This window comes from Advenella alkanexedens (assembly GCF_019132845.1).
Taxonomy (GTDB): Bacteria; Pseudomonadota; Gammaproteobacteria; order Burkholderiales; family Burkholderiaceae_B; genus Advenella; species Advenella alkanexedens.
Map to the genome: position 1 here is coordinate 252,138 of NZ_JAHSPR010000005.1, position 12,695 is coordinate 264,832.

General features: G+C 47.6%; 13 protein-coding genes. 6 read left to right on the forward strand and 7 right to left on the reverse strand.

Going from position 1 to position 12,695, the window contains the following annotated elements; all coding sequences use genetic code 11:
• Positions 1–4: 4 nt before the first annotated feature.
• Together KU392_RS08775 and KU392_RS08780 are read left to right on the forward strand one after the other, a co-directional pair.
• Positions 5–622, forward strand: coding sequence for an SCO family protein (locus tag KU392_RS08775; protein ID WP_217735094.1), 618 nt, complete (start codon positions 5–7; stop codon positions 620–622).
• A 21-nt stretch (positions 623–643) separates the two neighbouring features.
• Positions 644–1,468, forward strand: a complete 825-nt coding sequence (locus tag KU392_RS08780) for a glutathione S-transferase family protein (RefSeq protein WP_169294400.1) — start codon at positions 644–646, stop codon at positions 1,466–1,468.
• A gap of 178 nt (positions 1,469–1,646) precedes the next feature.
• On the opposite strand, the gene KU392_RS08785 is transcribed toward KU392_RS08780, so the two are convergent.
• The 6 genes from KU392_RS08785 to proC all read right to left on the reverse strand — a co-directional run bounded on the left by KU392_RS08785 (position 1,647) and on the right by proC (position 6,759).
• Positions 1,647–2,348, reverse strand: coding sequence for an ABC transporter ATP-binding protein (locus KU392_RS08785; RefSeq protein ID WP_217735095.1), 702 nt, complete (start codon positions 2,346–2,348; stop codon positions 1,647–1,649).
• Positions 2,349–3,116: a high-affinity branched-chain amino acid ABC transporter ATP-binding protein LivG gene (livG, locus tag KU392_RS08790; protein WP_217735096.1), complete on the reverse strand. Its 768-nt coding sequence runs from the start codon at positions 3,114–3,116 to the stop codon at positions 2,349–2,351. It lies immediately after the preceding gene.
• Positions 3,109–4,293, reverse strand: a complete 1,185-nt coding sequence (locus KU392_RS08795; RefSeq protein WP_371808401.1) for a high-affinity branched-chain amino acid ABC transporter permease LivM — start codon at positions 4,291–4,293, stop codon at positions 3,109–3,111. Before KU392_RS08795 ends, livG begins: the two co-directional genes overlap by 8 nt.
• Positions 4,294–4,340: 47 nt before the next feature.
• A complete protein-coding gene (gene livH, locus KU392_RS08800) occupies positions 4,341–5,270 on the reverse strand; it encodes a high-affinity branched-chain amino acid ABC transporter permease LivH (RefSeq protein ID WP_169294396.1) in 930 nt (309 codons plus the stop codon).
• An 89-nt stretch (positions 5,271–5,359) separates the two neighbouring features.
• Positions 5,360–5,923, reverse strand: coding sequence for a queuosine precursor transporter (locus KU392_RS08805; RefSeq protein WP_217735097.1), 564 nt, complete (start codon positions 5,921–5,923; stop codon positions 5,360–5,362).
• Positions 5,923–6,759 carry a pyrroline-5-carboxylate reductase gene (gene proC, locus KU392_RS08810; protein WP_217735098.1) on the reverse strand — a complete coding sequence of 279 codons (837 nt, stop codon included), beginning with the start codon at positions 6,757–6,759 and terminating at the stop codon, positions 5,923–5,925. Before proC ends, KU392_RS08805 begins: the two co-directional genes overlap by 1 nt.
• A 273-nt stretch (positions 6,760–7,032) precedes the next feature.
• Between proC and ugpB the strand changes: the two genes are divergently transcribed.
• The 4 genes from ugpB (at position 7,033) to KU392_RS08830 (ending at position 11,291) form a co-directional block, all read left to right on the forward strand.
• Entirely contained in the window at positions 7,033–8,343 is a 1,311-nt protein-coding gene (gene ugpB / locus KU392_RS08815; RefSeq protein ID WP_217735099.1) for a sn-glycerol-3-phosphate ABC transporter substrate-binding protein UgpB, read from the forward strand.
• Between the two features lie 88 nt (positions 8,344–8,431).
• Entirely contained in the window at positions 8,432–9,313 is an 882-nt protein-coding gene (ugpA, locus tag KU392_RS08820) for a sn-glycerol-3-phosphate ABC transporter permease UgpA (RefSeq protein ID WP_169294392.1), read from the forward strand.
• 24 nt (positions 9,314–9,337) lie between these two features.
• Positions 9,338–10,183, forward strand: a complete 846-nt coding sequence (gene ugpE, locus KU392_RS08825) for a sn-glycerol-3-phosphate ABC transporter permease UgpE (protein ID WP_217735100.1) — start codon at positions 9,338–9,340, stop codon at positions 10,181–10,183.
• A 16-nt stretch (positions 10,184–10,199) separates the two neighbouring features.
• A complete protein-coding gene (locus KU392_RS08830; protein ID WP_217735101.1) occupies positions 10,200–11,291 on the forward strand; it encodes a sn-glycerol-3-phosphate import ATP-binding protein UgpC in 1,092 nt (363 codons plus the stop codon).
• Between the two features lie 134 nt (positions 11,292–11,425).
• Here KU392_RS08830 and KU392_RS08835 read toward each other — a convergent pair whose 3' ends face one another.
• On the reverse strand, positions 11,426–12,544 hold the full coding sequence (locus KU392_RS08835) for a branched-chain amino acid ABC transporter substrate-binding protein (protein ID WP_217735102.1): 1,119 nt from the start codon (positions 12,542–12,544) through the stop codon (positions 11,426–11,428).
• Positions 12,545–12,695 lie beyond the last annotated feature (151 nt).

Consider the following 12,695-nt stretch of genomic DNA (forward strand, 5'->3'; position numbering starts at 1 on the left):
CATAATGATCAAGAAAACCTTGCTTTCATCGGTATTGGCAATGGCCTTGCTGCATTCTGTTCCTGCTGTCACGCAGGAACAGCCGCAAGCCAAACCCAGTGTGATTTACAAAATCACCGGCCGCCTTCCCGATTTGAAATTCAGTTTAAACGGCGCACAAGACAAGACGATTACAGAAAAAGACGTCAAGGGAAAAGTGGTGCTTTTATTTTTTGGCTATGCCAGCTGCCCCGATATCTGTCCCACCACCATGGCACAGCTATCAGCCGTCAAAAGCATGCTTGGTGAACAGGCCAACAATATCCAGATTATTTTTCTGAGCGTAGACCCACACCGCGATACGCCTGAAGTTTTGCAGGCATACGTTGATGCCTTCGATAATGGTGCCATTGGCCTGACCGGCACCGAAAAACAAATTGCTGATATTGCCCGCCGCTATCGTGTCGCTTACCAAATAGAAAAACCTCAACCAGGCAGCGATCCCAACAATTACGAAGTCATGCATGCACGTGGAATATATATCTTTGATGCCAATGGAAAAGTCCAGTTCTTGGCTTCAGACAGTGAAGAACCAGAAATGCTACTTGATAAAATCCGCGGTATCCTGCCCTCTTCCTCTTAACTTTCTAAACCGGAGTCTATTATGATCACTATTCATCTCCTGGAGTCTTCAAGATCTTTTCGTATCGTCTGGCTTTTGGAAGAGTTGGGGCTTTCATACCAAATAAGGCATCACCGCAGAAATACGGAAACCACGGAAGCGGAAACCTCATTGCAGGACATCCACACACTGGGCGTGGCACCTATACTGGATGACAATGGCTTAACCCTGATTGAATCTGGCGCAATTATCGAATACCTGCTTAACCACTACGACCGCAGTGGATTACGTCCACCGATTGCCTCGGCCGATTACAACCAGTACTCCTTGTGGATGCATTTTGCCGAAGGTTCTCTTATGCCTGCATTGTCCAAGCATCAGGCCCTGCTGAAACTGGGAACCACACGTGTGCCATTTTTTGCCCGCTCAATCCTCAAAAAGGCCGTCAATGGCAATATCCACGCCAATGTTCTTCCGGAAATTGAAAAAAAACTTAATTTCATCGACACCGAGCTGGGCCAGCATGGCTGGTTCTGTGGCAGCCAGTTTACCGCGGCAGACATTCAAATGTGCTATCCACTGGAGCTGGCTGAAGCCCGTGGCTGCATTACCGAAAACATGCAAAACATTCAATCTTTCCTGAGTGCGGTAAAAGACAGACCGGCCTATAAAATTGCCAAAGAAAAATCAGGCAATGTCACCTTGTCTTTGGATCACTCGGTCGCGGGTCACCATGAAGAGGATGACGCTGATGCCCACCATGTATCGGCTAATAACAGTCACCATGACAACAGTAATGATCAGGAATCCACAACAGACCAACAAGACCGGCAGGCCGAAAAAAACGGAACCGATGCTAAAAACTGAGCGATCAAATATCGATGTCAATACAGATTCGCTAATACGCTTTAATGCAATCCCTATCCGGAAAACAGCCCTCAACACACATCAACCGGGCCAAAACAAAAAATCCTGGCAAGCTGAAAAGCAGTGCCAGGATTTTTTAACCATACCCAAGAATGCGCACCTGGGTAATACTTTTTGATTAATGCCCTAAATAAGCCTTGCGCACATCATCATTCACCAGTAGATTAGCGCCCGTATCGGAAAGTACCACCTTGCCTGTCTCCATGACGTAACCCCGATCGGCAAGCTGCAAAGCCTTGTTGGCATTTTGCTCTACCAAAAAAACAGTCACCCCTTCCTCACGAATGGTTCTGATGATTTCAAAAATCTGGGCGATAATCAAGGGCGCCAAACCCAGCGTTGGTTCATCAAGAAGCAGCAATTGGGGTTTACTCATTAATGCCCGGCCAATAGCCAGCATTTGCTGCTCTCCGCCCGACATGGTTCCGGAGCGCTGGTTGGCACGTTCTTTAAGTCGGGGAAACAACTTGAAGACATGATCCAGACCCTCTTCGATCTCATGGGGTTTAAGATAAAAACCACCCATTTTCAGGTTTTCAACAACCGTCATGTCAGAAAAGACCCGCCTGCCTTCAGGTGAGATGGCAATACCCTTTTGCATGATTTTATGCGTGGACTCGTTGGTAATATCCTCGTCAAGAAAGGTAATGGAACCATTTCTGGCTCGCGGATTGCCGCAAACCGTCATAAGCAAAGTTGTTTTACCGGCGCCATTTGCCCCAATCAAGGTGACGATTTCGCCCTGATTGACTTCAACACTGACCTCATCCAAGGCCTGGATCGCACCGTAATAAGTACTCACCTTTTCCAGTTTTAACACTTATTCTTCTCCCAGATAGGCTTTAATAACACGCGGATCGGCTCTAACGACCTCAGGCTTGTCTGTCACAATGGGTTTACCATGCTCCATGACCAGGATGCGGTCAGAAATACCCATGATCAAACTCATATCATGCTCAATTAAAAGAACAGACATATCAAAATCATTGCGTAACTGATTAATTAAATCCGCCAGATCTTTTTTCTCTTGCGGGTTCAATCCGGCAGCGGGTTCATCAAGCAAAAGCAAACGTGGCTTGGTAATCATGCAGCGCGCAATTTCAAGGCGACGCTGGTGCCCATAAGCCAGATTACCGGCCTCACGGTTGGCAAATTGCCGCAAACCCATGAAATCCAGCCACTTCACCGCATTGTTCAAGGCCTGTTTTTCAGAACGGCGATAAGACGGCAAATTCAGCAAACCCGGTAACAGACTGGATTTGATTTGTGTATGTTGTGCCACCAGCAGGTTTTCCAGCACCGTAAGATGCTTGAACAGACGCACATTCTGGAAAGTACGGACCAGACCATGCTGTGCAACCTTATGACTTGGATAACCGGCAATTGCCTTGCCATTTAGCGTAATGCTACCCGCAGTAGGTTTATAAAAACCGCTCACACAATTAAATACGGTTGTTTTACCGGCTCCATTAGGACCAATAATGGCAAAAATCTCATTTTTGCTTACATCAAAACTTACTGAATCGACTGCCAGCAACCCGCCAAACTGCATCATCAAGCCATTAACGCTTAATATTTTTTCACTCATTGGGAATCTCCACTTGCGGACGTTTTACCGGCAGCAAGCCTTGCGGGCGCCATACCATCATTAACACCATGACCAAACCGAAAATCAACATCCTGTACTCGGCAAACTGACGCGCCAATTCTGGCAATACCGTTAAGATAATGGCAGCCAGAATGACCCCAATCTGCGAACCCATTCCGCCCAATACCACAATGGCCAGAATAAGCGCCGACTCAATAAAGGTGAATGACTCGGGGTTGACCAACCCCTGGCGGGCAGCGAAAAACGCACCGCCCAGACCGGCAAACGTCGCACCCAGCGTAAAGGCTGACAATTTGATTCGGGTAGGATTCAGACCCAATGAACGACAGGCGATTTCATCTTCGCGCAAGGCTTCCCAGGCGCGTCCAATGGGCATACGAACCAGCCGGTTGGACACAATAAGTGTAATAAAAGCCAGTACCAAGGCCATCAAGTACAGATAAATGACCACATCCATTGTACTGAACTTCCAGCCCATCAACTGATGAAAGGTTTGCGCGCCTTCCACAGAAGCTCTGCGTGTCATTTCATACCCAAAGACAGTGGGTTTGGGTATGCCTGAAATACCATCGGGACCACCGGTAAATCCGTACAGATTAATTAATAACAGGCGGATAATTTCCCCAAATCCCAGCGTAACAATGGCCAGGTAATCGCCACGCAGACGCAAGACCGGAAAGCCCAACAGGAAACCAAAAAAGGCGGACATGACACCGGCTACAGGCAAAGCCTCCCAAAAGCCCCAGCCTGCCCAGTGATACAGCAAGGCATACGTGTAAGCACCAACAGCATAAAAGCCCACAAAACCCAGATCCAGCAAGCCGGCAAAACCCACCACAATGTTAAGGCCAAGCGCAAGCATGACGTAAATCAGCACCAGCGTGGCAATATCAACCTGACTGCGTCCACTGAAAAACGGCCAGATAACAGCGACAACAAAAACCAGGCCCAACAACATAACACTGGATTTCGGATTAAGTGAAGGGACTCGGGGCAGATTGAAACGGACACCCGGTCTTTTCCTGAATACATAGGGTTTTAACAATTGCACCACGAACACGATAGCCATTCCCCACAGCACAATGCTCCAGTGTGGCACGATCTCGGTGTTGATGCCCTTTCTTTCAAGCTGAAGCCCGAAAATGGGGACAATCATGATTCCTGTTAAAAGAGCTGCAAAAAATGCACTTTTTATATTTTTCATTACACTTTTTCCACTTCGGGTTTACCCAACAAACCACTGGGCCTGAACAGCAAAATGAAAATCAGCAGGCCAAAGGCAACAATATCTTTATATTGGGAAGACAAATAAGCCGCCGCCATGGTTTCGGCCACACCCAATAAAAGCCCACCCAGAATGGCACCGGGTATGCTGCCAATTCCGCCCAGCACGGCAGCCGTAAATGCCTTGATGCCAGCAATAAACCCGATAAAAGGATTAAGCTTGCCAATGGTAAGGGCAATCAGCACCCCTCCAACAGCCGCCAGCATAGCCCCCAGAATAAAAGTAAAAGAAATGACTTTGTTGGTATCAATACCCAACAGATTGGCCATGTGCATATCCTGGGAACAGGCCCGTGAGGCCCTACCCATTTTTGAGTTCTTGATATAAAAACTCAGGCCCACCATGAGAAAGAAAACCACGGTAATAATAAGCAGCCTGGCGTAAGTAACCGTGACTGTAAAGTCTGACGCACCAACCGTAAACTGCAAAGCACCCGGAATAAGGTTGGGAACCGCCATGTCACGAGAGCCCTGACCAATGGCCACCCAGTTTTGCAAAAAGATGGACATGCCAATCGCTGAAATAAGTGCCACCAGCCTTGGCCCTCCCCGTACTGGCCGGTAGGCGATTCTCTCTACCGAGTAACCATACACCCCTGTCACCACCACGGCTATCAGGACCATGCAAAGAATGGTTATGGGGATAGGTACACCACTATTGACACCAATCGCAGACAATGTCACCAGACCGACATACCCACCAATCATGTAAATTTCACCGTGGGCAAAATTAATCATGCCTATGATGCCGTACACCATGGTGTAGCCAATTGCAATTAATGCATAAATGGCACCCAGCGACAAGCCGTTGAACAGCTGCTGGATAAACTGAGGTAAGAACTCTTGCATTTTTTTCTCGTTATACCAATAAAAGGAATTCCCAGAAGGATAGACAAAATCCGTAGCCGGGTAAACTCCTGAAAACCATTAGACAAGCATTAAATCGTGCAGTTTTTAGGTTTGCCGATATTCCACATGAGCATTCTGAATGGCAGCAATAAACACATGCTAACCAGCAGTTTCACCACCATATCACCCAATGCAAGCGATATCCAGGGAACAGGCGTACCGGCAAAAGCAAGACCAAAAAACAGGAAGGTGTCAATAACCGATGCCAGCGCACCGGCTATAAAAGGCGCTTTCCACCAGCTTAACTGGCGCATTTTGTCAAAAATGAAAATATCCCCCAGCTGAGCAAACAAAAATGCACTGCCGGAAGCAATTGCAATGCGGGCATCGGCCAGGAGATATGAAACAATAATGGCGGCCACAAAACCCACCAGTACGATTTTCCTGGCCACCTGCGGACCAAAACGCCGATTCAGCAAATCGGTAACCAGAAAAGAAACCGGATACGTCAAAGCTCCCCAGGTAAGCCATTCATTAATATGGAATTGTGGTTGAACCAGTACGTTGGAGGCAACCACGATAATGCACATGAGCACAATCGAAAGCAAGGCCTGCAAGGATGATATTTGATCAAAATAACCGTTCTTGCTCATCAGGATTTACCCAATTCCCTGGACATTTCAACCGCCCTGTCAGAAGCGGCCTTCATGGCCTGTTTAACTATCTCCCTGAATTGGTGCCGTTCAAATACCGCCAGGGCTGCAGCTGTCGTTCCCCCTTTTGAGGTCACGTTTTCACGCAAGATGGCAGGCTCTTGGTCTGATGTAGCGGCCAGTGCAGCCGAACCCAGAATGGTCTCGATCGCCAGCTTCTTGGCCTGTTGCTCATCAAGCCCCAAAGCCCTGGCCCCCTCCACCAGAGACTCTATCAACAAAAACACATAGGCCGGGCCACTGCCTGAAAGCGCCGTAACGCCATCGAGCAGGCTTTCCTCCTGAACCCGGACAACCGAACCGATGGAGGACATGATTTGCTCGGCCTGCAACACATCTTTTTCAACCAGTGACGGCATTGCATATAAACCCGTCACCCCTTTGCCAATTAACGCAGGTGTATTGGGCATCACCCGAACCAGACCGGGCCAGGGTTTGCCATCAGCTCCCAGCCAATCACACAGCGATTGCGTATTCAGACCTGCGGCAATACTGATCACCAGCGTACCTGGCTGCAAATGAATTTTGCTGCCCTCAATGGCTTCATGCATGTTTTGCGGCTTAACCGCGTAAATCCATATATTGCATTGCGCAAGTTCTGAGGTTGCCTGACTGCTTACCTGAACACCTTTGCCAAGCCAGCGCTCATGCCCCGCGGTGTTGATATCTATCACCAGAATATCTTTGGCCTGACACACAGTGCCAATCATGCCACTGGCCATGGCCATGGCCATATTGCCTCCGCCAATAAAGGCGATTTTGGTATTTTGTTTCATGAAAAATTTATTTAATGAGAAAAGCCCGGTTTAAAAAGAGACCAAACCTGAACCAAAACAGTGACCGAGCATGGGAAGATGCCGTGATTTTATTACCAATTCAGGAAGGAATTCACAATCCTGCCATTTTAGTTTGATTTTATAAGGGTTGCAAAACTTCCATATTGGTTATATAAATTCACAATACCGTAATAAACAGGTCATAATATCTTTGCTTTACTTCAGAAGTAACTATTCCAAAAGAATGCAGTTATAACAACCGGAGAAAGTAACATGCAAATCAAGAAATCTGCAATGATCCTGGGCAGTATTTTTGCCCTGGCCAGTTTTAGCACCCATGCCGCAACCGAAATCACTTTCTGGCACTCTATGGAAGGTCCCCTTGGGGAGCGGGTTAACGAAATCGTCAATGATTTCAACCAAAAACAAACCGACTACAAAATAAAACCCACCTACAAAGGCGCATACGGCGAATCCATGAATGCAGGTATTGCCGCATACCGTGCCGGCCAGGCTCCGGATATCATTCAAGTCTTCGAGGTGGGTACAGCCACCATGATGTTCTCCAAAGGCGCCATCAAACCCATCCAGGAAATGTCTGAAGAGGCAGGCAATCCGATTGACCCGAAAAACTTTGTGCCCGGCATTGCAGGTTATTACTCCGAGCCAAACGGTAAACTGGCTTCCATGCCCTTTAACAGCTCTACACCGGTATTTTATTACAACAAGGACATGTTTGAAAAAGCCGGACTTGACCCTAATTCTCCTCCTAAAACCTATGCCCAAATTCATGAGGCAGCCAAAAAACTCAAGGAAGCCGGCATTGAATGTGGCTATACAACCGCCTGGCCATCATGGGTATTGGTTGAAAACTTCTCTGCCCTGCATAATTTGCCCTATGCCACCAAAAACAACGGCTTTGATGGCCTTGACGCCCGCATTGAGTTAAACAAAGAAGGCTTTGTTAAACATTTCAAATTCCTCAACGAAATGGCTAAAGACGGTACATTTACTTACGGTGGCCGTGGTGATGCCGCCAACGCCCTGTTTTCTTCAGGCAAATGTGCCATGTTTACCGGCTCAAGCGGTTCACGCGCCAACTTCAGCAAAAACGCACCCTTCAAGTTTGGTATTTCCACCCTGCCTTACTATGACGACGTACCCGGTGCACCTCAAAACAGCGTTATTGGTGGTGCCTCACTGTGGGTCTTCAATAACAAATCACCCGAGGTCAATAAAGGCATTACCGAATTTTTCCAATATATCTCCTCACCTGAAGTGGCTGCCAAATGGCACCAGGACACCGGTTATGTGCCTGTGGTCAAGGCAGCCTATGACCTTACCAAAGAGTCCGGTTTTTATGACAAGAACCCAGGTACCGACGTGCCTTTCATTCAGTTAAACGTTGAAACCACTGATGAATCCCGTGGTGTGCGCTTGGGCTTCCTGCCGCAAATCCGCGATATCCAGGACGCTGAGATGGAAAACATCTTTGCCCAGAAAGTGTCTGTGGAAGAAGGCCTGGAAAACATGCAAAAACGCGCCAATGAACTGCTGCAGCGTTTCGAAAACAGCAATAAGTAATCCATACTTACCCGCGTAAACAGCGAGCAGACAAAGTCCGGATGCTCGCTGTTCTTCACTCCCATAAATATTAAGACCAAGAGGCATAATGGAAAAACGCGTCGTTTTCAATCATAAGATATTGCCCTATCTCCTGCTTGCCCCCCAACTTCTCATTACGGTGATATTTTTTTTCCTGCCTGCCGGCCAGGCAATCTGGCAATCATTTTTCATAGAATCCGCTTTCGGTGGAGACCGGCAATTTGTCGGTCTCGACAATTACACAGCGCTCTTTGATAACCCTTATTACTTTGACTCTTTTAAGGTCACCTTTGTTTTTTCAATAGCGGTTGCCGTTACCGGTTTATCTGTTTCGCTGCTGCTGGCCATTATGGCCGACCGGGTCATTAAAGGGGCTATGCTTTATAAAACCATGCTGATCTGGCCTTATGCCGTCGCACCTGCTGTAGTGGGCGTGCTTTGGGCATTCCTGTTTTCACCCGCTGTCGGCACACTGGCGGTTTATCTGACGCAAATGGGACTGGACTGGAACCCGCGACTGGACTCGACGGATGCAATGATCCTGGTCGTCATGGCGGCTGTGTGGAAACAGATTTCCTACAATTTCCTGTTCTTCCTGGCCGGCCTGCAATCCATTCCCAAATCACTCATTGAGGCAGCCGCCATTGATGGCGCCTCACCTGCCAGACGCTTCTGGACAATTATTTTCCCACTACTGTCGCCAACGACCTTTTTTCTATTGGTCATTAACATGGTTTACGCATTTTTTGAAACCTTCGCCATTATTGACACCACCACACAAGGCGGCCCCGGCAGCTCAACCAACATTCTGGTCTACAACGTCTACAAAACGGCTTTCAAATCATTTGATTACGGCTCTTCCGGCGCGCAATCCGTCATTCTTATGTTTATTGTCATTTTGCTGACGATCGTTCAATTTCGATACGTTGACCGCAAGGTGCAATACTAATCAAGCCCAATAAAGGAATTCCTCATGATTGAACGTCGCCCATGGCTTGATCTACTGGCACATCTGATCCTGATTTTGGGTTTGGTTATTGTTGCCTTTCCGCTTTACGTTGCCTTTGTGGCTTCTACCCAGACAGCCCGTGAAGTGGCCAATGCACCGATTTCCCTGCTTCCTGGCACACATTTTATTGAAAACTACACCCAGGTGCTCTTTACCGGCAGCTCTGTGCAAACCACCCCGGTTGGCAATATGCTCTGGGTGTCTTTTGTTATTGCCATGATCATCTCTATTGGCAAAATCAGCATTTCCATGTTATCGGCGTTTGCCGTGGTGTATTTTCGTTTCCCTTTTAGAATGCTTTGTTTCTGGATGATTTTCATCACCCTGATGCTCCCCGTGGAAGTACGTATTTCCCCCACCTTCGAAGTAGTTGCCGGCTTGGGGCTGACCAACTCATACGCAGGACTTACCCTGCCCCTTATTGCCTCCGCAACCGCCACATTTCTGTTCAGGCAATTTTTTCTTACTGTCCCTGACGAGCTGGTAGAGGCTGCCCGTATTGATGGGGCAGGCCCCATCCGTTTTTTCAAGGATATTCTGTTTCCCTTATCCAAAACCAGTATTGCCGCCCTTTTTGTGATTCAGTTCACCTATGGCTGGAACCAGTATTTATGGCCACTGGTCATGAAAACCTCTGAAAACATGACGCCAATTGTGGTGGGTATTAAAACCATGATTGGAGGTGGTGACAGCGTCACCGAATGGAACCTGGTCATGGCAACTGCCCTGCTCGCCATGATCCCTCCCGGACTGGTGGTTGTACTCATGCAAAAATGGTTTGTCAAAGGCCTGGTAGACTCGGAAAAATAAATAAGGATTATTCACCATGGCAACACTCTGCTTTAAAAATGTCAAAAAAACCTATCCGGGCAACGTCGCGGTTATCCACGGTATCAGCATGGATATCAAAGATGGAGAGTTTATTGTTATTGTCGGCCCCTCCGGATGCGGAAAATCAACCCTGATGCGCATGGTGGCAGGTCTTGAGACCGTTACCGAAGGTGATATTCAGATCGATGCACAAAGCATCAACCATCTTGAACCGGCACAACGGGATATTGCCATGGTGTTTCAAAACTACGCGCTTTATCCGCATATGTCGGTATTTGACAATATGGCCTATGGTCTGAAAATACGTAAAATGACCAAAGAGCAAATCAGGGAACGGGTCCGGCAAACAGCGGAAACACTCGAGCTTTCCCACTTACTTGACCGCCGCCCCAAACAATTATCAGGCGGACAGCGTCAACGGGTTGCCATGGGCAGGGCCATTGTGCGAGAACCAAAGGTTTTCCTGTTTGATGAACCCCTGTCCAACCTGGATGCCAAATTGCGTGTCCAGATGCGGCTTGAAATCCAAAAGCTGCATCGCCGCCTTGAAACCACGAGCCTGTATGTCACGCACGACCAGGTGGAAGCCATGACCCTGGCGCAACGCATGATTGTCATGAACAAAGGCATTGCTGAGCAAATCGGCACCCCCATGGAAGTCTTCGAACGCCCTGCCTCAACCTTTGTGGCCAGTTTCATTGGCTCTCCCCCCATGAATCTGCTTAATGTCGCGATCAGTCACGACGGGAAAATAACCACGGAAGAAGGTCATGTTTTACCCATCAATCCCGACTGGATTCCTGCTTCGCTAAAAGGCAAGACACAGGCCATCATGGGTTTCAGACCTGAAAATTGCCAGCTTCAGGAGACCGGCATACCCGTCAATATTGAAATGGTTGAAATCCTGGGATCCGAACAACTGATTCATGGACTGATCGGACAGACAAATATTGTTATCCGGCAAAACATTCATGGAAATGCGCAAGAACAGGCACATTTAAAGCCAGGCCAAGTTATTCATATAGCCCCTGATGGAAATCATGCGCTCCATTGGTTTGACACTGAAACCACACGTCGCCTGAATTGAACAAACCGGCAGCTTTATAAAAACCAACGCAAAAATAGTATTAATTTCAAAAAACGCTTTAAATCCATAGCCTGTCATTAAAAAACGCTACCTTTTCGGGTAGCGTTTTTTATGATTAAAGTGAAAAATCCGGATTATTGAACCGCGGTTTTGCTGCCGTCTTTATGCCAGGTATAAATGTCAAATTTAAAATCTTTAAGGTCACCCTGCTCATTCCAGCTCAGGTCACCAATAACGGTTGGCACCGAATTGGCATGCAGATATTCAGCCACTTTTTCTGGATCGGTGCTGTTGGTTGCAAGCATGGCGTTGATAATAGCCTGTGTAGCTGCATAAGAAGTCAACTGGAACGCACCGGAAGCATTACGACCTTTTTCTGTAAAGGCTTTCACAATTTCCTGGTTTTCTGGCAGGCTGGAGTAATCAGCAGGCAAGGTTAACAGCATGCCCTCAACGGCATCACCGGCAATCGCGTTAATTTCAGGGTTACCGGCACCTTCCGGTCCCATAAACTTGACATTCAGACCCTGTTCAGCTGCCTGGCGCATTAACAGACCCATCTCGGGATGGTAACCACCATAATAAACAAAATCAACCCCTTGGGATTTCATTTTGGTAATAATTGAAGAGTAATCGGACTCACCCGCGTTAATGCCCTCAAACAGGACAACGTCTATATTCGCCTTTTTCAGGTTATCCTGAACCGCACTGGCAATACCCTGGCCATATGATTGCTTGTCATGCAACACAGCCACTTTTTTGGGTTTGACCGAGTCAATAATGTATTTGGCTGCCGCAGGACCTTGCTGATCGTCGCGTCCGATAGTACGGAAAACAAATGTGAAATTTTTACCATCCGTTACGTTGGGGGCAGTGGCTGAAGGCGTAACCATTACCACGCCCTGCTCATCATAAACTGCAGCTCCGCCTACTGTTGCACCCGAGCAAACCGGACCAACCACAAAACCGATTTTCTGGTTAACAACACTGTTTGCAGCAATAGGGCCCTGCTTGGGCTCGCAGGCATCATCAACCTCAACCAGTTCAATTTGTTTGCCATCAACACCACCTGCGGCATTGGTCATTTCAACTGCAGTTCTGACACCCTCACGCACCATATCACCGTATTGTGTAACAGGACCGGTTAGTGGCCCCACCACGGCAATCTTGATGTTTTCTGCCTGGGCAACACCCATGCCCATTGCAATACCCATGGCGCTTGCCAACAAAGTAAAACGGAATGATTTATTCATTTCTTTAATCTCCAATTAACAGAATAATCGCCTGTAAAGCATACACTGAACCAGGTGGTTTTGTATATGGCATAAACCCGCAAAATCCAGACCAAAAAACGGCAGATAAAAAATCACCCCCTTAACAAACAGGGGGTGATTCCAAAGCGGC

Coding starts and splice junctions, on each gene's coding strand:
- livH (WP_169294396.1), bottom strand. CDS start 5,270: ATGCAAGAGTTCTTACCTCAGTTTATCCAGCAGCTGTTCAACGGCTTG.
- KU392_RS08835 (WP_217735102.1), bottom strand. CDS start 12,544: ATGAATAAATCATTCCGTTTTACTTTGTTGGCAAGCGCCATGGGTATT.
- ugpE (WP_217735100.1), top strand. CDS start 9,338: ATGATTGAACGTCGCCCATGGCTTGATCTACTGGCACATCTGATCCTG.
- ugpA (WP_169294392.1), top strand. CDS start 8,432: ATGGAAAAACGCGTCGTTTTCAATCATAAGATATTGCCCTATCTCCTG.
- KU392_RS08830 (WP_217735101.1), top strand. CDS start 10,200: ATGGCAACACTCTGCTTTAAAAATGTCAAAAAAACCTATCCGGGCAAC.
- livG (WP_217735096.1), bottom strand. CDS start 3,116: ATGAGTGAAAAAATATTAAGCGTTAATGGCTTGATGATGCAGTTTGGC.
- KU392_RS08775 (WP_217735094.1), top strand. CDS start 5: ATGATCAAGAAAACCTTGCTTTCATCGGTATTGGCAATGGCCTTGCTG.
- proC (WP_217735098.1), bottom strand. CDS start 6,759: ATGAAACAAAATACCAAAATCGCCTTTATTGGCGGAGGCAATATGGCC.
- KU392_RS08780 (WP_169294400.1), top strand. CDS start 644: ATGATCACTATTCATCTCCTGGAGTCTTCAAGATCTTTTCGTATCGTC.
- ugpB (WP_217735099.1), top strand. CDS start 7,033: ATGCAAATCAAGAAATCTGCAATGATCCTGGGCAGTATTTTTGCCCTG.
- KU392_RS08805 (WP_217735097.1), bottom strand. CDS start 5,923: ATGAGCAAGAACGGTTATTTTGATCAAATATCATCCTTGCAGGCCTTG.
- KU392_RS08795 (WP_371808401.1), bottom strand. CDS start 4,293: ATGATTGTCCCCATTTTCGGGCTTCAGCTTGAAAGAAAGGGCATCAAC.